Source organism: Marinobacter sp. (assembly GCF_014859525.1).
In the GTDB taxonomy this organism is placed as follows: Bacteria; Pseudomonadota; Gammaproteobacteria; order Pseudomonadales; family Oleiphilaceae; genus Marinobacter.
In genome coordinates this window covers 1-20518 of the sequence record NZ_JACUUB010000049.1, presented here as the reverse complement: position 1 = coordinate 20518, position 20518 = coordinate 1, and the positions used below count along the sequence as shown (strand labels likewise).

Genomic DNA, 20518 nt, shown 5'->3' with positions numbered 1-20518 from the left:
AAGAGCGTGTTGTTGTTTCATGTGCCGTCTCCTTATTGGGATTGTCATCGGACGGTGTTCCGCTTTCCGGTTGGAAGGCGGGTTATATCTTTATTACTTATAGATGCTGATTGTTGTTTGAGCAATACTTTTGTTGATTATTCAGCGTACGATCGAGCCGGTATAATTCTCCTCGTCCGGCCGGGTGTGCGGCGGGCAGGCCTCTCTTTTTCGACAAGGTGCGTTTGTATGAAACGACTGAACCTGAGCCCTCTAACCGAGTCAGCCACGCTGCTGCGCGGTATCGGTGTCCTGCTGGGTTCGGTGGCGCTGACGGCGATCTACTCGTTGCTGATTCTGTTGCGGGCGTTGTTTGGTCGCCTGAACCGACCGATTGTCGACAACTACTGCCGGGAGTGGTCGGCCACCTTGTTGAAACTGGTCAGGGCTAACCTGACAGTGCGGGGCGCGGTGCCGGATTTCGGGGACGGCCGGCGTTATATCATCATGAGCACGCACGCCAGCCACTACGACATCCCCGTGAGTTTTGTCTCCTTGCCCGGCTCCATTCGTATGCTGGCGAAAAAAGAACTGTTCAGGATTCCGCTGCTGGGGCCAGCCATGCGGGCGGCAGAGTTTCCGGCCATTGACCGTTCAGATCGCGCCAGAGCCCTGCGGGATCTGGCCACTGCCAGGGCCATGATGGAAAGTGGCATCGTGCTGTGGGCGGCGCCCGAGGGCACCCGCTCTGCGGATGGCAAGTTGCTGCCGTTCAAGAAGGGTTGCTTTCACCTGGCGCTGGACACCGAAGCGGTGATCGTACCGGTAGCCATTCGGGGCATCAGCCCGGTATTGCCGGCCCGCAGCCTGCGCATCAAGCTGGGCCAGCCGGTGGACGTGAGGGTGGGTGCGCCGATAAACACTGCGGGCAAGGGCAAAGACGATCTTGAGCAGGTCATGGCACAGGTGCGCGCCAGCCTGGAGCAGTTGCTGGGGGACGGCGAGGCCGAGTAGCCTTGCCCCGCTCTGTCTGCCTGTCAGCCGCTAATGACCGTGGAGAAAAGATAGCCGGTGTAGGCCATGTACACCGCCAGCAGCAGCACACCATTGCCGCGGGACACCAGCTTACGTTTGCCGAACAACCCAAGGCCCATAAGCAGCAGGCCCAGTGTGAGTGCCAGCATGAGTGTCCAATCCCGGTAGAGCACTTCTGGTGCGACCGAAAGCGGTTGAATTGCCGCGGCCAGGCCCACCACCGCAAGGGTGTTGAAGATTCCGGAGCCCACGATATTGCCCAGAATCAGATCGTGCTCGTTTTTTCTGACTGCGGCGATCGCCGATGCCAGTTCCGGAAGCGAGGTGCCGATAGCAACAATGGTCAGGCCGATGATCAGGTCACTGACGCCGAGGCTCTGAGCAATGGTCACCGCGCCCCAAACAAGAAGGCGGGAGCTGGCAATCAGCAGGGCCAGTCCAATCGCCAGCCAGATCACGGCGTTTTTCAGCGGCATTGGGTGAGCAATTATCTCGGCATCGGCCTGGCTGGCCAGTGAGTCATCCTTGCCTGTGATGCCCTGATAGATAGACCAGCCCATAACCAACGCAAACACCGCCAGTAACAGCCAGCCATCCAGTCGGGACAGCTGGCCGTTAAGCAGCAGTGCCCCGGCAATCAGTGTCAGTACTACCAGTAGCGGCAGTTCTTTGCGAATCACCTGAGAGTGCATGGTGATAGGCGCAATGACGGCCGTCAGGCCGACGATCAAGGCAATGTTGGTGATGTTGGATCCGTAGCCGTTACCCAGCGCCAGGCCGGGGTTGCCATCTGCTGCCGCCATAGCGGAGACGGCCAGCTCCGGCGCGGAGGTGCCAAACCCGATGATCACCATACCGATCAGCAGAGCCGGCATGCCCAGGTGCTTGGCGGTTGCCGCAGCGCCCTCGATGAACCTGTCGGCACTCCAGACCAGCAGAATAAGACCGGCAACAATGGCAGCCGTAGCCAGCAGCATAGAGAATCCTCAGTCAACAGTGTGTGCGATGCCCTCGTCGGCATAAAGCGTGGGGGAGGGTGGCGCACAAGATAGCGCAAGTGACGGGCTTTGGCAGCCCCGTGTGACACGGACATTTTCAGGGCACACAATGATCCGCATTCTTGAAAAAAAGGTATCAGACTAAAGTGGCGCTGATATTGTTAACAAAACCAGCGAGAATCTTGGCAAACCACAATAGTTAGCCCGACACACATCGATTGACAATCGCAATTTATTATTCCGGCAAAAAACGGGATAATGCGCCCAAATTCAGACCGGAAGCACACGGCAGCGCCGCCTATCTCGCGCCAAGCCGGCTTCCGACAGGCCACTTTCGCTGATCGTGGAGTGGCAACAGGCTCAATACTAGCTAGGGTGAAGACTAATGGCCGTTAGACAGGCAGACGTAGTGCTGGTCGGTGGGGGCGTCATGAGCGCAACCCTCGGCATGATGCTCAGACAGCTGGATCCGTCTCTGGACATCGTCATGGTGGAGCGTTTAGACCACGTTGCCCATGAAAGCACCGATGGATGGAACAACGCAGGGACGGGCCACGCCGGTTACTGTGAACTCAATTACACGCCAGAAACCGACGATGGCGACGTCGAAATTGCTCGAGCATTGCAGATCAATGCTCAATACGAAGTGTCTTTGCAATTCTGGTCGTACCTGGTGGAGCAGGGCATCCTGCCGGAGCCATCCAGCTTCATCAACCGTACGCCGCACCAGAGCTTTGTCTGGGGTGAAAAGGACGTGGCGTTCCTCAAGCGTCGTTTCGAGCGCCTGAAAGCACACCACCTGTTCCGGGAAATGGAATACACCGAGAGCCCGGAAGATCTGGCCGAGTGGATGCCGCTGGTGGTCAACCAGCGTGATCCGATGCAGCGGGTTGCCGCGACCCGGATCAAGCATGGCTCTGACGTGGATTTTGGCTCGCTGACCCGGAGTATGGTCAAGTGGCTGGAAACCCAGCCCAATTTTGAACTGATGCTGAGCAGCCCGGTGCATTATATCGACCAGCGCGACAACGGCCGCTGGAAGCTGAGAGTGAAAAACCAGAAAACCGGCGAGCTGACCAAGCTGGAAGCCGGCTTCGTGTTCCTTGGGGCGGGTGGCGGTGCCCTGCCCATGCTGCAGAAATCCGGTGTTGAAGAGGCCAAAGGCTACGGTGGTTTCCCGGTCAGTGGCCAGTGGTTGGTGTGTCAGAAGCCCGAGGTAGTCAAACAGCATCACTCCAAGGTTTACGGCAAGGCGCCGATTGGCGCGCCGCCGATGTCAGTGCCACATCTGGATACCCGCATCATCAACGGTGAGCCGGCGCTGCTGTTCGGTCCGTTTGCCGGCTTTACCACGCGCTTCCTCAAGCAGGGTTCCATGTTCGATCTGTTTGGATCTGTGCGCGCGGCTAACTTGCGCCCGATGTTGTCGGTCAGTAAAAGCAATATGGATCTGACACGTTATCTGATCGGCGAAGTGTTCCAGTCGCACAGTGATCGGGTTGAGGCTTTGCGCAACTTCTTCCCGGATGCCCGGGAAGAAGACTGGAGGCTGCAGATGGCCGGGCAACGGGTCCAGATCATCAAGCAGACCGCCGAGGGCGGCGGCAAACTGGAGTTTGGTACTGAGATTGTGGCGGCCAAAGATGGCACCCTGGCAGCTCTTCTGGGCGCGTCTCCCGGCGCCTCCACAGCAGCGAATGCGATGCTGGATGTGATTGAGCGTTGCTTCCCCGAGAAGCTCAAAACGGATCAATGGCAAGAGCGCATGCGGACGTTGGTTCCGTCTTACGGCCAGACTCTGGTAGACGACGAAGCATTGCTTAACCGTGTACGGGAAAGAACCTTAACGACTCTGAAACTGATCTGATTGAAAATATAGGTATAAACAAGCTGTATCTTTACGGGCGCCAGACCGAATGCTGACGCCCGTTTTTTGTTGGGTTGTCGGGCATTGAAAGTTGCGATTTACAGCTAATAGGTTCAGGGTATAAGACCAACCCTGAACGTGGAGAGCGCCTGTGACTCAACAGAACTACAATCCCGACAAAGGGTATATTGCCCTCCTCGGCTGGAGCCTTAATGCTATCGAGGCGGCCGACAAGTTTGATCGCAAATACGTGGTCGTCGCCCCGGACTGGGCCGAGCCCTACTGCACAGAACACAACATTCCTTACCTGCCGTGGAATTTCGAGCGTCTGAACGACCGATCTGTCGAAATTGCCCAGACCCTGCAGGAAATGGGTGTCGATGTGGCCATACCGCTGTTTGAAGAAACCGTCGAGTGGGCCGGCGCCATCAACTCGGTATTAATGGGCAACCCACGGCTGTTTGGCCAGGCCATGCTGCTGCGTGACAAAGCACTGATGAAACGCCGTGCCCAGCTAGGCGGTATTCGGGTGGGTATCTTCGAAGAAGCCCACGACCGGGAAGACGTGGTTCGCTTTCTGAAGCGAGTCAACCAGACCCTGCTGAAGCTGGATGGTGATCCCAACGATCCGATTCACCTCAAGGCGTTCGATAAAGCCGGTTGCCTGGGTCATCGGGTGATCCGCACGCCGGATGAAGTGGACACCATTCCCGACGAGGAATTTCCGGTACTGATGGAATCCCATCTGGACGGTTGGGAGTTTGCGGTCGAGGCCTGGATCCACAACGGCAAGATCCGTTTCCTGAACATTTCCGAGTACGTCACCCTGGGCTATTCCGTATTTGTGCCTGCAACGCCGGACCTTGAGAAGTACCGCGCAGAGATCACCGCGCAGATCGAAAAGCTGATCAAGACGTTCGATATCGAGTTTGGCTTTGTCCATCCGGAATACTTTGTCACCAGCGACGGCACCATGTACTTCGGCGAAGTGGCCTATCGGCCGCCGGGTTTCAAAGTGTTCGAATTGCTCGAGCGTTCCTACGGCTTCAACGCCTATCAGGGCATGATCCTGGCGTTTGATCCGAAAACCACCGAAGAGGAAATTACCGCATTCTTCCCGAAAGAAGTGGTCGATGCCAAAGGGTATGCTGGCTGTTTCGGTGTTTACCCGCGCCGCCGAGTCGTTAGCCGTTTGGACATTCCGGAAGAGACTGAAAACCACGAGTATTTCGAGTCTCACGAACTGACGCCGCCACTTGAAGAAACGGTTACCAAGCGTACTGCCTTTGGCACCCATTGGGGCCTGGTGTACTTCTTTGGTGAGGATCCCTATGTTCTGCGGGACCTGCTCAAACATCAGGAAGAGCTCGATTTCTATGTATAATCGAGATTCGCATTAACAAAAAAGGGTTTGTTGCAGGCCCTGAGGAGCCTCGTTTGAGTGAGCACCAATCGGCCAGCCAGGTGCCAGCAGTCAATTTTGACAAGCTGGTGCAGAAACTGGACGAGTCCATCGCGGCTCTGGAAGAGAGCCGGCCGTTTGCAAAGGCCGGCAAACTTCCCAAGTTGTTTGATACTGCCCGGCGCGTGCTCCTGCAGCCGGGTGGTTGCAAGGCCATTGAATCCCGATCTCGCCGGCTTGAAGAGGCCGGTGTGTACGAAGGTACTGACTGGGCGGAGCCTGGTATTCTTTTGCCCTCTCTGACCACCTACTCTTTGCAGAGTCCGAATGCCGATACTGTGGTGATCGAGGCGTTTAGTGAGCTGCGATTGCTGGCGGTTGCTCGCGGCGATTACCTGCACCCGAGCGTTTCATCTGAGCAGGCCAGTCATTACCTGACTCAAGTGCTGGCCATCAACCTGGGATTGCTGTTCGGCATGACCGGTGAGGCGGAGCGGGAGCAAGGTAAGTTGGCGTTGATCAGCCAGTCACTGGTCCAGTATGTTGCCACCCACATCGGCTATGAACATGTGATCGACAGCCTGATTGAGGAGATCTGGCGTATCCTGGAGCAGCGGCCGATTCGCGTAACCGATGCCCGGCGGATGATCACCCAGATTGCACTTTGCCGTGCCGATCCGAATGCAGACCTCGGTGGCGCCGGTCGGGGCGCCGATCGACTGATCTCCAGTTTGTATGGCCCCACGCGGGCCTGTAGTGAAGATCCGGGCACAGCGATTTACCAACAGAGATTGGAATCGATGGACAGCGCCGCATTACAGAATGAGGCGACGGGCTTTGCCCGGTCCATGCACGATACCGGCCTGGTATCGCCCTATCATGCCACCTTTGTGCGGTTTATTCTGGAAGACAGAAACTCGTTGCTGAGCGACGCTATGGGGCTATCCAGTACCGGTCGGGATTGCCTGCTTTGCTACAGCGAGTTGGTGCGCACTCTGATTGAGGAGTCCGTATTCCCGGAAACCGCCCAAGGATTGTACGGTCTGGCGCTGTTGCTGGAGCGGGGTATTCTGTATCAGCCGCCGGTGGCGCCGGGACTCTGGCGTCAGGTTCGGTTGTCGCTTTGCCCGGAAGCCCGGGAGCGCCTGCAGTTTGCGAATGGTTACGAGCCTGCACCGGCGGCCTGGCTGATGCAGGGTGTACTGAACATGCTGGGGCAGCCGCTGGGCGTGGGGCAGGGCAATAACCCGACCTGTCAGTCAGCCCGTGCACTGTCTATGTGGGCATACAACGATCCGGACTATTTGCTGCAGATGGTGGCCTGGGCCGCGCGGGACAACGAGATCGTGATGCACTTCGAGGGTCAGCCGGTGTCCTCGGCCCGCAGTGCCAGCGGCTTGGCCGCGGAAGTGACTCTGGATCTTGATCCGGTCTCGCTGATCGTGGTGCCGCATCTTGACCGGATTTACGCCGAAATGGGGCGTTTGTGTATCGGTCGGGAAGGTGACCCCCATAAATGGGTAAACCCGGAGTTTCACGGCTGGTCGTCCGGGCGGGGGTTTGCCATCAATGTGGATGTGGCGACCGGTAACCTGGTCGACCTGGAGGGTTTTATCCGGCATTTTTATGCCAGCTATCATCCCTACTACAATGGCAATCAACCGCTGATACATCCGCAACCGGCGGGCATTGCCGTTACCGACAGCGCCGCCCGCTTTATTGGTTGGCATGCTATCACCATTCTACGGGTGACCCTGGACCCTGATAATGAGATGCGGGTGTACTTCTTTAACCCGAATAACGACAGCGGGCAGAACTGGGGCGATGGCGTACAGGTGAGTACTTCTGGTCATGGTGAACGTTTTGGGGAATCGTCATTGCCCTTCGAACAGTTCACCTCGCGGCTGTATATCTATCATTATGATCCATTGGAGCGGGGCGAGCCGGCGCAAGTGGACGATGACGAACTTGGCCGGGTAACAGACGGCGTCTATCGCACCTGGGGTGAAAACCGGTTGCCGGCCAACGTGTTACAGGCCGAGCCGCCGAGAACCGACTGATTCAGGAAGGCACTGGTCAAGAGGAAACCCTTCGCGACTCCAGCATTCAATGGATCCTCAATCTTCCAAGCAGGGCCTGTTCCAGATTCTGGACGTGGTGGTTCTGATGCGTCCGCTGACCAATACACCCTTCAGGTCAGCAACGCCAACGCCATTCCCGCGAAAGTCCGTGAGGCGTTCCGGTTGGCTTTGGAGGAGCGCCCGGGTTCAGAAGAAGACGGTGATGCCGGTAGACAATTGGATGTTATGGGTGAGCTGGGACTCCCGGATCAGGTCGCTTTGGAACATGTGATTTCGAAAATCCACATGAAAAGTCACCCAGTCCAGAGGCACAATCCGGAAGCCGGTTCCGATGGTGGTAGTGAAATTGTTTTCGCCGCCAAACTCGGTATTGCCAACGCCCGCCACCAGATAAAACGCTGAGTTGAAGGTAAGTTTGTCGCTGAAAAACACCTCACCCGGAAAAATATTGTAGCCGACGAGAAAGTTGTAGAAGGTGTAGTCCCGATCGCTGTCGGTTAGCAGCCGGATGTTAGCCCCGCCTAGCTCCTCGAACGACGTCAGCCCGGCTTCGCTCATGCCATAATTGAACTGGAGGAAAAAGTCCTCAGTGGCATGAAAAGCCGCGCTGACGCCATAAACCGGCTCGGTGCTGAAGTTATCGATGCTGAGCACACCGGCAAATACTCCCAGTTCGAAAAATTCAGAATCGATTCTGGCCTGAGTAATTTCTCTGGGAGTAATGTCCGGTTCGATAACCTGCACCGGTTTACCGCTGTTTTCAGCCGCTCCGACGTTGCCCGCCAAGGCCACCAATGCCATGCCTGCCATTATGCTTTTGGCGATACCCGAAGTCGGGTGAGCCATCAGAAGAACGTGTTCATGCCGATTTTCCATTCACTCAGTCCCGCACTTTCAGAATTTGATGACACCGAGTACACGCGGTACTCGGCACGGATAAGAAAATTTCTGCCGATGTAATAGCCCAGCCCACCACCCAGTGCGACACCGCTGGCATCGTCCAGGCTGCTGAGAACGACCTTTTGCCGAGCATCGAAGGCAAATCGGCTATAGCCGGTCAGCAGGTATGGAGTCACTGACCAACGGTGTAGCGGCTCGATGATCAGGTTGGCGCCGTAGTAGTCAGAGGTGACGGACTGGTTATAGATCTTGCCCGCTTCCAGCTCTGCACCAAGCCAGGTAAGCGGCCGATATCCGACCGTCAGACTGAAGCTGGGTGACTGTTCCAATTGGCCAGCGGTAAAGCCGACCCTCCAGCTCGACTCCAGATACTGGCCGTGGGATACCTCCGGCAAATCCGCCGGCAGTCCGCTGGGTTGAAGGGTTCTGCCTAACTGGGTGGATTTGGTCCAGCCGGTTTCTCCAGCGCTGGCGCGCACTTTGTACCAGTTGGTTTTGCGTTTAAGCAGCTCGACCTGCTCTCCGTGCTCGATCACATGAAACACTGGGTAACCTCGCCCTGGTGCCGTGTGCATCTCAATGAAAGGGTCCAGCACCTCCACAACAGGTGTAGGTTCCTCTGCTCGGACCGGTGCCGTGCCCAGGGCAATCACTAGCCAAGGGATCATTGCAAAAGCCCCGAATAATTGCCGTGGCGTTCGCTTTGGTCTTGCTGTTGTCCTTACTGCTTTGGTTACCGTCATCCTGTCGTGCTCTGTTAACTTATGTTAATTAATGTAAAGAACTGTATTTTCAGGACTTTTTTGGAAATTTTGGGGAACTCTGACGGCGGTTTCAGCGTTCGGCAATCATCTCCTCCCAAATCTGCGACAAGCTCCACATAATATTAATAAAGCTAATAAATAAGGCTTCATTCCATAAATATATGTGATAGTTTATTTTACACAATTTGACGATTGGGCAAGCGCGAACACAAAAGATCTGAACGTTTCCAATAAAGGCCGAATGAAAAGAGCCGGTGAATCGTAATCAGGCAACCTCAAAGTCAGACCCCCGAATACTCAACAGGCGTTGCCATTACGGCTTGGAAAGTCGTGGGCACAGGAGCGGGATGGTGACTTTGCAATTCAGAAATGGTCGAACGAATGTTCCGGGGCTGGCATGGCTATTGGCTTTGGCTGTGCTGCTGTTCATGCCCATGATGGCGGCGGCCGGCGAAAGCGATGAATCCAGTGCTGGGGCGGAGGCGCGCAATGCCGCCTCGATCACGCTTGACCGGCTGGTCGAGACGCCTTTATCCGTGCGGGAAAGCCGGGAGAGTGCCCGTCGTGCCGTAAATGAGCTGTCACAGGACATCCAGTCCCTCAAGCTCGACGTGGTGGTTCTGAACAAGGATCTCCGGGTGCTCGAGGAAGACCTGCTGTTCCCGGCCAACACCCGTTTTCATGTGTTCGTTTCCCTGAATGTGGGCCGGTACTTCCTGCTGGAAGGTGTGGAATTGCGCCTCGATAACCAAGTGGTGGCGACCTATCTGTACTCCAGCGAGGAACGTGAGGCGCTGGCCCGTGGCGGTAAACACCCTCTTTATCTGGGTAATCTGAGCCCCGGCCAGCATACCTTGTCGGCTTTTTTCTTCGGCCAGGGGCCGAATGGTCGCGATTACAAGCGCGGCAGCAGCCTTCGATTCGAGAAGTCGCAGGGGGCGAAATTCGTTGAGCTTGCGGTTGTCGACTCGGAAGCGCGCCAACAGCCGGAATTCCTGGTTCGGGAGTGGTAAGCCATGCCTAGTTCAGCTAACCGGTCCCTGCCAGTGTTGTTGATCGCCTGCCTTCTGGTTATTCCCGGGGGCATTCAAGCCACTTCCGTTGAAGAAGCCCGTGATCTGAAGTACGGCGCGGTGCTGTTCCAGTTTTACCAGCAAAATTATTTTGAAACTCTGGTGGAGTACGCCTGGGCGGAGGACAACGGCGGGATAGCCCATCACGGTACCTACCCTGAATTGTTGAAGGGGGGTGTCAGTCTGTCCTATGGCCTGGACGAGCAGGCCGAGACTATTTTTGACAGGGTGGCCGACAGCAATCTGGGTGAACCGGTGCGCAATCGGGCCCGTTTCTATCTGGGCAAGATGCAGTACCAGCGGGGTGATGTTGACTCTGCCGGTCGCAACCTGGCTAGCATCCGCGGCCGCATGCCTGGTGATATCGATAACGAGTATCGCTACCTTGCCGGGTTGGTGAATGTGCAGCTGGGGCATCTGGATGCCAGCCTGGCGGTGGCCGACACGTTGGATCGCCGCAGCCCCTTTGCTCCATACTTTTACTTCAATCTTGCCATTGCTCTTGAAGGGCTGGGGCGCACCGACGATGCCCTCGGGTCTTTGTACCGGGTGCTGACCCTGAGCAATGGGTCGCCAGAACTCGAGCGGCTGGCTGACCGCGCACGCATGGCGCTGGCGCATCTCTATGCCGGGCGTGGTGACAGCCTGCAGGCCGGGCAGCACATGACCGCCATTCGCACCACCGGGGCCTACTCCAACCGTGGCCTGTTAGGAGCCAGTTGGGTGGCCATCAATGCCGGTGAGTTCAGCCAGGCGCTGGCGCCACTGGATCTACTGAGTGCGCGCTCTGTGGCTCTTCCTGAAGTTCAGGAAGCCATTTTGCTGCGGCCCCACGTTTATGAGCGCCTGGGCCTGGAAGGCCGGGCAGCCCAGGGCTTCATCGCGGCGGACCGGCAGTTCCGGCAGACCTTGCAGTCCCTTGAACTGGCCCGGAACACGCTGGCAGAAGCCGACGTGCTGGAGTTGTTCGTGCGAAATCTGGACAGCGTACTGGACGACAGTGACTGGTTTGGTCGGGCGCCGGCGGTTGCGGTAAACCGCTTGTCTCCGTTTTTGGTCAACCTGATGTCGGACCACACCTTTCAATCGGTGCTCAAGGATCTCCGGGATCTGTATGCGATTCGTAACAACCTGGAACGCTGGCAGCAGCGCCAGTCAGATTTTGACACCATCCTGAGCGCCCGGTCCGGTCGCGAGCAGGGCGTGGACCATAGTCAGCGTCTGCATCACCTGAACGACAGCTTGCAGCGGGCGCGGTCTCGTCATACCGAGATGTCGGTCAGGCTGAGTGCACTGCCGGCAGAGCATCGAGAGCCACTGACCTGGCGCCTTGAGGAACTTCAGTTTGAGATTGAACGTGGCCAAACCGCGCTTGATGCCCTGAAAGGCAGTCGTGCTCTTGCCGACACCCGCTCCTTCCAGCATTCGGTCAGTGCCGCCATGGCGCAGGTAGACGACCGTATGGTGCAGACCCGGAGCATGATTGCCCGGCTTGAAGACGTCATGCGCACGCTGGTGAGCACTGAGCTGGACATTCACCAGCAGCGGTTGGCGCAGTATCAGGTAGAAGCCCAGCTGGCAAAAGTGCGCATTCTTGACCGTTCATTGCAGTATCTGGACCCCGACGAAGACCCGCTGGCGAATGCCCGGGCCCCGGATAAGCCGGCGAATGTGGTGCGTACAGCACAGGAGGCCCGTGATGAGACGATCTAGCCTGTTATTACTTGGCATCATGATCAGCGGATGCGCGAGTTTCCAGAACCCCGCCACCATTGCGAGCCTGCAAAAGCAGGTGCAACCGCTGGATGATGTACCGTTACCGCGAGTCATGCACGAGGACGTGCGCCGGGAGTATCGGGAGCTGCTGGCAACCATTGAGGACCGGCGCCTGTATGAGCAGATTGAACGCCGCATTGCCAGCGTTTACATGCTCGAAGGGGATTATGACCAGCTCCGGGGTGTTATGCCCGGACAGGATGGATATTTCCCCGAGGCGATCACTGCCTACCACCAGTTGCTGGAGAAATACCCTGGCTCGGACCGCAACGCCGAGGCCAAGTACCAGCTGGCAAAGGCTTACGATCTCGATGGCCGGGATCAGGAAGCCAAGGCGGTACTCGAACAGTTCATTATCACCCACCCCCACTCACCGAGACTGGCGGAGGCACACTTCCGCAAGGGCGATATTCATTTCCGGCATGAGGAATACGAACAGGCCGAGCAGTCCTACGGTGCGGTGGTAGCCCTGGGTCAGGAATCGGAGTTCCTGAACAACTCCTGGTACCTGCTGGGTTGGTCCCAATACAAAATGGTGGAGTACGACCAGAGCCTGCAATCCTTTGCCCAGGTACTGGACCGGTTGTTCCCCGATGATGGCCGGGTTGAAACCCTGGACAAGATCAGCCGATCGCTGGTGGACGACACCCTGCGCATCATGAGTGTGGCTCTGGCCCACGCCGGTGGTGCAGACAAGATCGACGCCATGTTCGCCAACCGCCCCCAGTCCGACAAGTACAGCTGGATGCTCTATTCCAGCCTTGGGCAGCATTATCTGGAAAAGGAACGGTATGAGGATTCCGCTTCCTCGTTCCGCGCTTTCGTCGTGCGCAATCCAGAATCCGAACGAGCGCCGGAAATGCATGCCGACATGATCCGCGCTTACGTAGATGGTGAATTCTCCCAGCAGGTCCTGCCAGAGAAAGAAAACTACGTGCGTAACTATGGCATCCATTCGGCATTCTGGGTCTCGCAGGGCGCCGATGTTCGAGCCGGGGTCGAGCCAAATCTGAAAACCTTCATCGATGAGTTGGCCCGGCATTACCACTCCACCGGCCAGCGCCTGAACCGTGAGCTGGAAGGTGGCAGCGTTCGTGACTCTGCCCAGGCGGCAACCGAGGCCGAACGTCAGACCAGCTTCCTGAAAGCCTCCGAATTTTATGGTGAGTTTGAGCAGACCTTCCCTGATGACCCGCGGGTACCGGAAATGGTGTTCATGCGGGCCGAGGCGGCCTTTGACGGTGGCGATTACCCCACGGCCATCACCCATTACGAACGCACGGCCTATGACTTTGGCAGTGACGAATACGGTGCCGATGCCGGCTATGCGGCGCTGATTGCCTTCCAGAAAGAAACGGAACGCTTGCAAGCCCATACCGGCGACGACAGCGAAGCTCTGCGCGACTGGCGTAGCCGGGGGGTCGATAGTCAGCTGAGGTTTGTTCAGACCTTCCGGGACGACAAACGCTCTGGAGCCGTTCTGGCGCGTACGTCCGAAGAGCTGTTTGCCCTTGGCCGCTATCAGAAGGCGTTGGAAGTAGCCACCGGCATTGTCAGCGGTGCCGGCGAGGTGGATCGGGACCTCAACCGGACTGCCTGGGGTGTGATCGCCCACAGCCAGTACGAACTGGCTGACTTTGCAGCGGCAGAGGAGGGTTATCGCAGTCAGCTACGTTACATCGAGCTGAACGATCCTCAGCATGACACGGTCACCGAACGCCTGGCCGTCACCATCTACAAACAGGGCGAGGCGGCCATTGAACGCGATGAGCTGGAGACGGCGGTGGGCCATTTCCTGAGAATCAAGACGGTGGCTCCGGGTTCGGAGGTGAGAGTGGTTGCCCAGTTTGATGCCGCCACCCATCTGCAAACCCTGGAAGAGTGGGACCGTGCCCTGGTCGAGATGCTGGAGCTGCGCCAGCGCTACCCGGGCCATCGTCTCGCCAGAGACCTGAACCAGAAAATCGCCTGGACCTACGAGCAGGACGAGCAGTGGCCGATGGCGGCCAACGAATACGAGCGGATCTATCGCACCGACAGCCGACCTGACGTGCGCCGTGATGCTCTGTTCCTGGCGGCAGAACTGCATGAGAAAGCCGGTAACGAAAACCAGGCGCTGGACTACTTCAAGCAATGGGCTTTCGACTACGAAGAGCCGTTCGATACCCGCATGGAAGCCCGTTATCGAGTGGCTTACCTGTACGAACGCCAGGGCGACATGAATCGTCATCTGTATTGGTTGCGCCGGGTTATCGACGGTCATAACAGGGCACCGCAGGCACTGCAAAGTGGCCGCTCCGCCTGGCTGGCGGCCTGGGCCAATAACCAGTATGGCGATTACTGGCGCACCGAATTTGACCGGGTGCGACTGCGCCATCCGCTTAACCAGAGCATTCCCCGCAAGAACGAGAAGCTCAAGAACGCGCTGGATCGATACCAGCAGGCGGTGGCCTACGGCGTGCTCGATCAGACCACCCGTTCGACCTTCAACATTGCAGACCTTTATGGCCAGTTTGCCCGGGAGCTGATGGACGCGCCCAGGCCGGCGGGCCTCAGCCAACTGGAAGCCATGCAGTACGAGCTGATTCTGGAAGAGCAGGCCATCCCGTTTGAAGAGCTGGCCATGGAAGTGCACCAGGCCAATATCGAGCGGTCATGGAGCGGTGAATTCAACCCCTGGATCGAGCGCAGCTTTGCGGCCATGGCAGCTCTCAATCCTGCCCGATTCGACAAACAGGAAGTACAGGTGGCTTATGGCGATGGTATCCGTTAAATCCGCAGCACCGCTGGTGCTCGTGCTGCTTGCCGGTTGCGCCGGTGTCATGCCAATTCGTGAATCAGCACCGGAGCCGGCCGAGCCTCGCTCGCAACCCGTGCAGCGGGCCACGGCAGGGGAAACCGGTGCCGGGGAGCGCTATTTGCCCGCCCAGGCCTATAACGAACTGGGTGAGGCCATTCCATACACTGCGGCCCCCAACCCGTACCTGGACCAGCCTGCGTTAGTAGATGAAGCCGCCCGGGTGAGCTTTCTGAAAGCCCGGGCTCTGCTGGAGCAGGGAGAGCTGCGACAGGCGCGTCGGGTTTTCAGGGAGATGACCCGGGTCTACCCGGAGTTGTCCGGGCCGTGGCTGCAGCTGGCGGCCATCGCCGAACAGCGCGAACAGCCGGAGCAGGCCAGAAAGGCCTACCAAAAAGCCGTCGAGGTGAACCCGGCTAACGTTAACGCCTATCTGAGCCATGCGCTGTTCGAACGTCATCAGGGTGAGTTCGAGCAGTCCCGGTCCGTTTACCTGGCCGCACTGTCTGTCTGGCGTGACTTCCCGGAAGCACACCTGAACCTGGGGATCCTGTACGACCTGTACATGAATCGACCGGAGCAGGCCCAGCCGCATTACGAGGCCTATGACTTTCTGACCGGTGGCACCGACCCCAAAGTGGCTGACTGGATGATCGAAATCCGTCGGCGGACCGGCATTGAAACCAGCTTTATTGACAACCCGCCACCGGCACCCGATCCGGAAACTGAGGCCGAGACCGGCACTGATGCTGATGCCGAGGTCTCCGCCGGGCCGGGACAGTCGGTGGCGCCAGCAGAAACCGACCAGGGGTAACACACCATGATCCGATTGAATGCGCGAGGCCTTCGCCTTGGACTGTTGATGCTGCCGTGTATGGCCAGCCTGAGCACCGGAACGGTGGCTCAGGAATCCATCGACCTTGAGAGCACCTTTCTGGGTGACCGGGAGCAGCCCTCGGTCAGCTATTTCATTCCCTGGAAGCCGACGGAAGGCCCGGAAAACCTTTATCGAGCCATCACTTCGGTGTCTGGCCAGGTATTTGAACCAGTGGACCGGGACATCCATGCCCGAACCCTGCGCTTCTACGACGAACTTTCCCTGGAGGCCCACACCCCGGGCACCGGGCAAGACCAACACTGATCCATAAAAAAACGAAAAACACTGTCCGGAGATAACTTTATGAACGTCTACACAAGCATCACTTCATTTTTCCAGGAAGGCGGCGCATTTATGTTTCCGATCGCCCTGGTGTTGTTTATTGGCCTTGCCATTGCGGTTGAGCGCTGGGTATTTCTGAAGCGAGCCTATCGCTCGAACCGCAATGCCTATGGTGAATTGCTGCCGCTGATGAATGAAAGCCGGTTTGATGAGGCTGAACAGGCCGCGCAGCAGAACGCTTCAGCCATTGGCCGGTTGATTGCCGTTGGCCTGGACACCATGCGTGCCTCGCCTCGCCGCGATGATATTCACGCCGCCATGCAGGAAGGTGTCATGGAGAGTATCCCCAGGCTGTCCAAACGGACCAACTACCTGTCTATCCTCGCCAACGTCGCCACCTTGCTGGGTCTGCTGGGCACCATCATTGGTCTGATCGCCGCCTTCACAGCGGTAGCGAACGCTGATCCGGCCGACAAGGCGACGCTGCTGTCCCAGTCTATTTCCGTGGCCATGAACACCACAGCATTTGGATTGATGGCCGCTATTCCGTTGCTGCTGGTGCACTCGCTGCTGCAGAACAAGACTCTGGAAATTGTCGAGAGCATCGAGATGGCGGGCGTCAAAGCTCTTAATACTCTTGTGCGTCACAACCCGCGAGCGGTGGCAACGCGCGAGTCAGATGCCTGATCAGAACGGGTGAATGGTTATGTTTGCAAAACGCAGAGAACAGGAAGAGGCAGACATCGACATCACGCCGTTCATGAACCTCATGATCGTGCTGGTGCCGGTATTGCTGATGAGTATGGTGTTCAACCACATCTCGATTCTGGAGCTGAACCTGCCGGACCTCACCGGTGAGCAGATTGCCAGTGCCGAGGAAAACCGGCAGCTGGAAGTGGTGTTGCGGGAAACGGGAATCGAGGTTTATTACCCCAGTGGCAACCTGGTTAAAACCATCGACATGCTGACCGACGACCACGGAGAAGGAAGTGGCCACGATTTCAGGGCGCTGTCGGAGGTATTGCAGGCGATCAAAGGCCGGCTTGCCGCCAACAATGTCTCGAAGCGGGACGTGCTGCTGTTGTCCGAGCCGGGAGTAACCTACCAGTCGCTGGTGACCACCATGGACACCCTCCGTGTTGGCAAGACCGTGGTGGTGGCCGAAGCGGTCGATGTGGAGTTGTTCCCGGAAATTTCGCTGGGTGATGCCCCTGTCCGTAAAGGGGACAAATCATGAACGAGAGCTTTACGTCTGGTGGACTGATCGGAAATCGGGCGATCTTTCCGAAACCGCCAAAACTGAATCTGGTCTCGCTGATGGACATCTTCACCATCCTGGTGTTCTTTCTGCTGCTCAACTCGGGCAGCAACGAAATCGTACAGGTCCGCGATGTCACCTTGCCGGACTCCACGGCTGAGGAGAGCCCTCGGGAAACCACCGTCGTGACCATCACCGACAAGTACATTCTGGTGGATGGGCGGCCGGTCGCGAATATGAACGACGTGATCCTCTCGGACGGGCTGATTGACGGCCTGATGGAGGAACTCGCTTTCCAGACCGCCAAACGCACCGAGTTGACTGACCGGGAGCAGACCATGGGCCGGGCCGTCACCATTCTGGGGGATCACGAGGTTCCGTATGAGTTGCTGAAGCGGGTCATGCTGACCTGCGCAAAGGCCAATTACCGGGATCTGTCGATGGCCGTTTCACGAGTATCCAGCGGTGGCGCCTGACGGAGAACACTGATGACATCAATGATAACAACGCCCCACGACTTCGCATTGCCCTGGGATGCCAGCAGCGAGGAAGACAGTCGTTTTAAGCGAATACTCAAGCGCCTGTTGCTGCTGCTGTTGCTTCTGGCGCTGGTACTGCCCTGGCTGCCGTTGCCTGAGATTGATCGGGCTGAACGGGAGCAGGTTCCGCCGAGCCTGGCGAAGGTTCTGATTGATCGCAAGGTGCCGCCACCCCCGCCACCGCCTGAGCCGGTGAAGCAGGAAACCCAACCGGAGCCAGCTGAGAAAACGGCTGCACCGGCCCCCGCCAAGGAAGTCCAGAAGGCGCGGGAAAAGGTCTCCCAGATGGGTGTGGCAGCGTTCTCAGACGAACTCGCATCGCTGAGAAGCTCGCTTGATGTGGCTAAGCTGCAGGCCCAGAACACCAACGTAGCCACGGGCGCTGCGGCCAAGGCAGCCCGTTCGGTGCTCGGAGCTCAATCGGCCACCAAAACCAGTGGTGGGGTGAATAGCTCTGTGATGAACGACACCGGCAGCGGCACTCAGCTGGCGGCTCGGGATACCACGGCAGTGGACAGCCCGATTGGTGGTGGCAGTGGCGGCAGTGGTGCCGGCGCCGGTAGTGGCGGCTCCCGGAAATCGACCGTGGCCGGAGGCCGGGACATGGAACAGATCCGCCGCGTGTTCGAGCAGCATAAAGGCGCGATTTACGCCCTGTACAACCGGGCACTGCGCAGCAACCCGGCGCTTCAGGGCAAATTTGTGTTCCACATTGTCATCGAACCGGACGGCAGCATCTCCTCCATTCGGATGGTCGACAGCGATCTGTCTGACCAGAACCTGGAAGTGCGCTTGCTGGCCCGAATTCAGATGATCGCGTTTGGTCCGGAGGACGTGGCCGCCACGCCGGTCAATTACAAGTTCGATTTTATGCCTGGCTGATAGCTCGCCACTTCTTGCGGTTAACTGCGGGGAGTGGCGATGGCTCAAGGGAGAGAAAACGTCATGATCAAAATGAACCACTTATTGCGGACCATCGGGCTAGCGGGCCTGTTGGGCTTGTCTGGTTGCTTTGAAGGCGAACTGAGCAGTAACGACACCCGGTTGATGGCCGATCAGCCATTTGCCTATGTGGTCCGGAGTTATCCGGATATGGGCGATGCCGAGACGATCAACGTAAGGCCGCCCCTGGACCCGCGAGCACCCTATGGTTTCAACACCGGAGCCAGATTGATGATTCGGGATCGGGTCGCGCTTAACTCGACCGAACGTCATTTGCTGGCGGACTACTTCGGTGGGGCCTACGATGTGAAGGATCTGGACGTTTCTCCTGATGGCCGGCACCTGGTCTTTGCCGCACACGCTCCGGCTGGCGATACCCGCAATACCACCTGGAACCTGTTCGAGTACAGTTTCGAGACGGGGCAGATTCGCCGGGTGTTTCAGGACGATGCGGTTGCCAACGCCGGCCACGATACCAACCCCACCTACACCAATGAGGGCCGCCTTATATTTTCATCGTCCCGGCAGCATGCCCGGGGCAACTGGCAACAGCTGGATTTGAGGGAATATCTGGAAGACTTCAGTGAGCCCGCCTCGCTTTTGCATTCCGTGAACAGAGACGGCACTGACCTGACCCAGATCACCTTCGGCCAATTCCACGACATCCAGCCCGCCACCATGAACGACGGCCAGATCGTGTTCATTCGTTTTGGTCGTCTGTATGAGATTCTGACCGATTGCACTCTTGAGAACATCGATAACCCGAACTTCAACACGCACCCCAATGGGGGCGGTTTCGGTCAGGGCAACGGGAACGGCTTCCCGTCTGGCCTGGAAGAACCCAAGGAGTGGACCGTTGAAGACAAGTGCGGTGCGTCGCTGGCCGGTGAAACGGAAGACGAACGCGTGTTCGTCGAAGATGTGCTCAGCCTTTATCGCATCACTCCCTCCGGTGGCAACGTGCATCGGTATTTCGGAAGCCTGAGCCAGGAGTTCTCTGACGCCTCGTTCATTCACTACATGGCGCCCATCCCGCTATATGACGGCAACCTGCTCACTGTTATGCGGCACATCTACAACCCGGTGTATGGCGGTGATGTGGTCAAGATCAATAGCCAGAATTTCTTTGCGGTGGGCAAGCCGGTCGCAGACAGCATTGTTGGCGATGCGGAAGAATCCATGACGCCGGGATTGGTCAACTTTTACCCGAACCAGGTGTCGCCATCCGGCTGGTACAGTGCCGTTTCGCCTTACAATGACGGCTCTGGCCGCCTGCTTACAAGTTGGGCGCCCTGCCTGACACAGAGTGGCTCCGTCAGCTCCCCCTGTCAGGGCTGGGCTACTGTGGATAATCTGGGTGAACCCCGTTACGGCATCTGGATGGTTGACCCTGCCAGCCACACTCGTTTGCCTGTGGTACAGGGCCACGAGCGAGCTCTGTACACTGACATCGTGATCATTCGCGGCAACGAGCTGGCTCGGCCCTATCGGGGTAAACGACACCAGCTGCAGCTGGAAGAGAACACCGCACTGTTCCAGATCCGCAGTATCTACGACATGGACGGTGCCGATATGGCCAAAGCCTATGATGGGGGCATCCTGACTCGCAGGGATCCGTCCCTGACTCGTCCGGATGACCGCTCGGAGCGCTTTATTCGGGTGTTGGGTCACCGTGATGTGCCAGCAGATCTGGCCCAGGCAATCCTGACCAACGAGTATCTGAACCCCAGTGACGGCAGCCGTGCACCCCTGGGCCTGACCCCCTTGCTTGGCACTGGCAATCGGGTACTTTATGACATCCTGTCCTATGCGATGGTCGAGCCGGATGGCTCTGCGCTGGTGAAAGTGCCGGCAGATACCGAGTTTACCTTCGAGGTGGTGAACAAGTACGGCAAGCGCGTCGATCTGATTGCGGCGCCGGACTATAACTACAACTATCTGGTCCAGC

16 protein-coding genes and 1 pseudogene are annotated in these 20518 nt (G+C 57.8%); 14 read left to right on the top strand and 3 right to left on the bottom strand.

The genetic code is table 11. From position 1 onward, the window contains the following. Window positions 1-228 precede the first annotated feature (228 nt). Window positions 229-993: a 1-acyl-sn-glycerol-3-phosphate acyltransferase gene (locus IBX51_RS10695; protein ID WP_291831210.1), complete on the top strand. Its 765-nt coding sequence runs from the start codon at window positions 229-231 to the stop codon at window positions 991-993. Between the two features lie 23 nt (window positions 994-1016). Here the strand turns inward: IBX51_RS10695 and IBX51_RS10690 are convergent, their stop codons facing one another. Continuing rightward, window positions 1017-1991 carry a calcium/sodium antiporter gene (locus tag IBX51_RS10690; protein ID WP_291831209.1) on the bottom strand — a complete coding sequence of 325 codons (975 nt, stop codon included), beginning with the start codon at window positions 1989-1991 and terminating at the stop codon, window positions 1017-1019. Window positions 1992-2397: 406 nt separating this feature from the next. On the opposite strand from IBX51_RS10690, the gene mqo reads away from it, so the two are divergent. From mqo to IBX51_RS10675, 3 genes are all read left to right on the top strand, one after another. After that, window positions 2398-3879 carry a malate dehydrogenase (quinone) gene (gene mqo / locus IBX51_RS10685; protein WP_291831208.1) on the top strand — a complete coding sequence of 494 codons (1482 nt, stop codon included), beginning with the start codon at window positions 2398-2400 and terminating at the stop codon, window positions 3877-3879. A gap of 151 nt (window positions 3880-4030) precedes the next feature. Further along, a complete protein-coding gene (locus IBX51_RS10680; protein ID WP_291831207.1) occupies window positions 4031-5263 on the top strand; it encodes a carboxylate--amine ligase in 1233 nt (410 codons plus the stop codon). 53 nt (window positions 5264-5316) lie between these two features. Beyond that, entirely contained in the window at window positions 5317-7341 is a 2025-nt protein-coding gene (locus tag IBX51_RS10675) for a hypothetical protein (RefSeq protein ID WP_291831206.1), read from the top strand. Between the two features lie 207 nt (window positions 7342-7548). Here IBX51_RS10675 and IBX51_RS10670 read toward each other — a convergent pair whose 3' ends face one another. Continuing rightward, window positions 7549-8238, bottom strand: coding sequence for an outer membrane beta-barrel domain-containing protein (locus IBX51_RS10670; protein WP_291831205.1), 690 nt, complete (start codon window positions 8236-8238; stop codon window positions 7549-7551). Then, window positions 8208-8930, bottom strand: coding sequence for an outer membrane beta-barrel protein (locus tag IBX51_RS10665; RefSeq protein ID WP_291831204.1), 723 nt, complete (start codon window positions 8928-8930; stop codon window positions 8208-8210). Before IBX51_RS10665 ends, IBX51_RS10670 begins: the two co-directional genes overlap by 31 nt. Window positions 8931-9373: 443 nt before the next feature. On the opposite strand from IBX51_RS10665, the gene IBX51_RS10660 reads away from it, so the two are divergent. From IBX51_RS10660 to IBX51_RS10615, 10 genes and pseudogenes are all read left to right on the top strand, one after another. Beyond that, entirely contained in the window at window positions 9374-10039 is a 666-nt protein-coding gene (locus IBX51_RS10660) for an AraC family transcriptional regulator (protein ID WP_291831203.1), read from the top strand. A 3-nt stretch (window positions 10040-10042) separates the two neighbouring features. Further along, a complete protein-coding gene (locus IBX51_RS10655; protein ID WP_291831202.1) occupies window positions 10043-11812 on the top strand; it encodes a tetratricopeptide repeat protein in 1770 nt (589 codons plus the stop codon). Next, window positions 11799-14648, top strand: a complete 2850-nt coding sequence (locus IBX51_RS10650) for a tetratricopeptide repeat protein (RefSeq protein ID WP_291831201.1) — start codon at window positions 11799-11801, stop codon at window positions 14646-14648. The genes IBX51_RS10655 and IBX51_RS10650 overlap by 14 nt, the downstream gene beginning before the upstream one ends. Further along, the gene (locus tag IBX51_RS10645; protein ID WP_291831200.1) at window positions 14629-15486 is read left to right on the top strand and encodes a tetratricopeptide repeat protein; all 858 of its coding nucleotides are present in this window, start codon (window positions 14629-14631) and stop codon (window positions 15484-15486) included. The genes IBX51_RS10650 and IBX51_RS10645 overlap by 20 nt, the downstream gene beginning before the upstream one ends. A gap of 6 nt (window positions 15487-15492) precedes the next feature. Then, window positions 15493-15813, top strand: coding sequence for a hypothetical protein (locus IBX51_RS10640; protein WP_291831199.1), 321 nt, complete (start codon window positions 15493-15495; stop codon window positions 15811-15813). A 39-nt stretch (window positions 15814-15852) separates the two neighbouring features. After that, window positions 15853-16518 carry a MotA/TolQ/ExbB proton channel family protein gene (locus tag IBX51_RS10635; protein ID WP_291831198.1) on the top strand — a complete coding sequence of 222 codons (666 nt, stop codon included), beginning with the start codon at window positions 15853-15855 and terminating at the stop codon, window positions 16516-16518. A 19-nt stretch (window positions 16519-16537) separates the two neighbouring features. Beyond that, the gene (locus tag IBX51_RS10630) at window positions 16538-17068 is read left to right on the top strand and encodes a biopolymer transporter ExbD (protein ID WP_291831197.1); all 531 of its coding nucleotides are present in this window, start codon (window positions 16538-16540) and stop codon (window positions 17066-17068) included. After that, window positions 17065-17565: a biopolymer transporter ExbD gene (locus tag IBX51_RS10625; protein WP_291831196.1), complete on the top strand. Its 501-nt coding sequence runs from the start codon at window positions 17065-17067 to the stop codon at window positions 17563-17565. The genes IBX51_RS10630 and IBX51_RS10625 overlap by 4 nt, the downstream gene beginning before the upstream one ends. A gap of 12 nt (window positions 17566-17577) precedes the next feature. Further along, entirely contained in the window at window positions 17578-18510 is a 933-nt protein-coding gene (locus tag IBX51_RS10620) for an AgmX/PglI C-terminal domain-containing protein (RefSeq protein ID WP_291831195.1), read from the top strand. A 63-nt stretch (window positions 18511-18573) separates the two neighbouring features. Further along, window positions 18574-20518 (top strand): annotated as a pseudogene (locus IBX51_RS10615) (hypothetical protein); the annotation flags it as partial.

What these genes read in the sequence shown, in the direction of transcription:
- IBX51_RS10695 (WP_291831210.1), top strand. Translation starts at nt 229, where the DNA reads ATGAAACGACTGAACCTGAGCCCTCTAACCGAGTCAGCCACGCTGCTG.
- IBX51_RS10690 (WP_291831209.1), bottom strand. Translation starts at nt 1,991, where the DNA reads ATGCTGCTGGCTACGGCTGCCATTGTTGCCGGTCTTATTCTGCTGGTC.
- mqo (WP_291831208.1), top strand. Translation starts at nt 2,398, where the DNA reads ATGGCCGTTAGACAGGCAGACGTAGTGCTGGTCGGTGGGGGCGTCATG.
- IBX51_RS10670 (WP_291831205.1), bottom strand. Translation starts at nt 8,238, where the DNA reads ATGGAAAATCGGCATGAACACGTTCTTCTGATGGCTCACCCGACTTCG.
- IBX51_RS10665 (WP_291831204.1), bottom strand. Translation starts at nt 8,930, where the DNA reads ATGATCCCTTGGCTAGTGATTGCCCTGGGCACGGCACCGGTCCGAGCA.
- IBX51_RS10660 (WP_291831203.1), top strand. Translation starts at nt 9,374, where the DNA reads ATGGTGACTTTGCAATTCAGAAATGGTCGAACGAATGTTCCGGGGCTG.
- IBX51_RS10655 (WP_291831202.1), top strand. Translation starts at nt 10,043, where the DNA reads ATGCCTAGTTCAGCTAACCGGTCCCTGCCAGTGTTGTTGATCGCCTGC.
- IBX51_RS10650 (WP_291831201.1), top strand. Translation starts at nt 11,799, where the DNA reads ATGAGACGATCTAGCCTGTTATTACTTGGCATCATGATCAGCGGATGC.
- IBX51_RS10645 (WP_291831200.1), top strand. Translation starts at nt 14,629, where the DNA reads ATGGCGATGGTATCCGTTAAATCCGCAGCACCGCTGGTGCTCGTGCTG.
- IBX51_RS10640 (WP_291831199.1), top strand. Translation starts at nt 15,493, where the DNA reads ATGATCCGATTGAATGCGCGAGGCCTTCGCCTTGGACTGTTGATGCTG.
- IBX51_RS10635 (WP_291831198.1), top strand. Translation starts at nt 15,853, where the DNA reads ATGAACGTCTACACAAGCATCACTTCATTTTTCCAGGAAGGCGGCGCA.
- IBX51_RS10630 (WP_291831197.1), top strand. Translation starts at nt 16,538, where the DNA reads ATGTTTGCAAAACGCAGAGAACAGGAAGAGGCAGACATCGACATCACG.
- IBX51_RS10625 (WP_291831196.1), top strand. Translation starts at nt 17,065, where the DNA reads ATGAACGAGAGCTTTACGTCTGGTGGACTGATCGGAAATCGGGCGATC.
- IBX51_RS10620 (WP_291831195.1), top strand. Translation starts at nt 17,578, where the DNA reads ATGACATCAATGATAACAACGCCCCACGACTTCGCATTGCCCTGGGAT.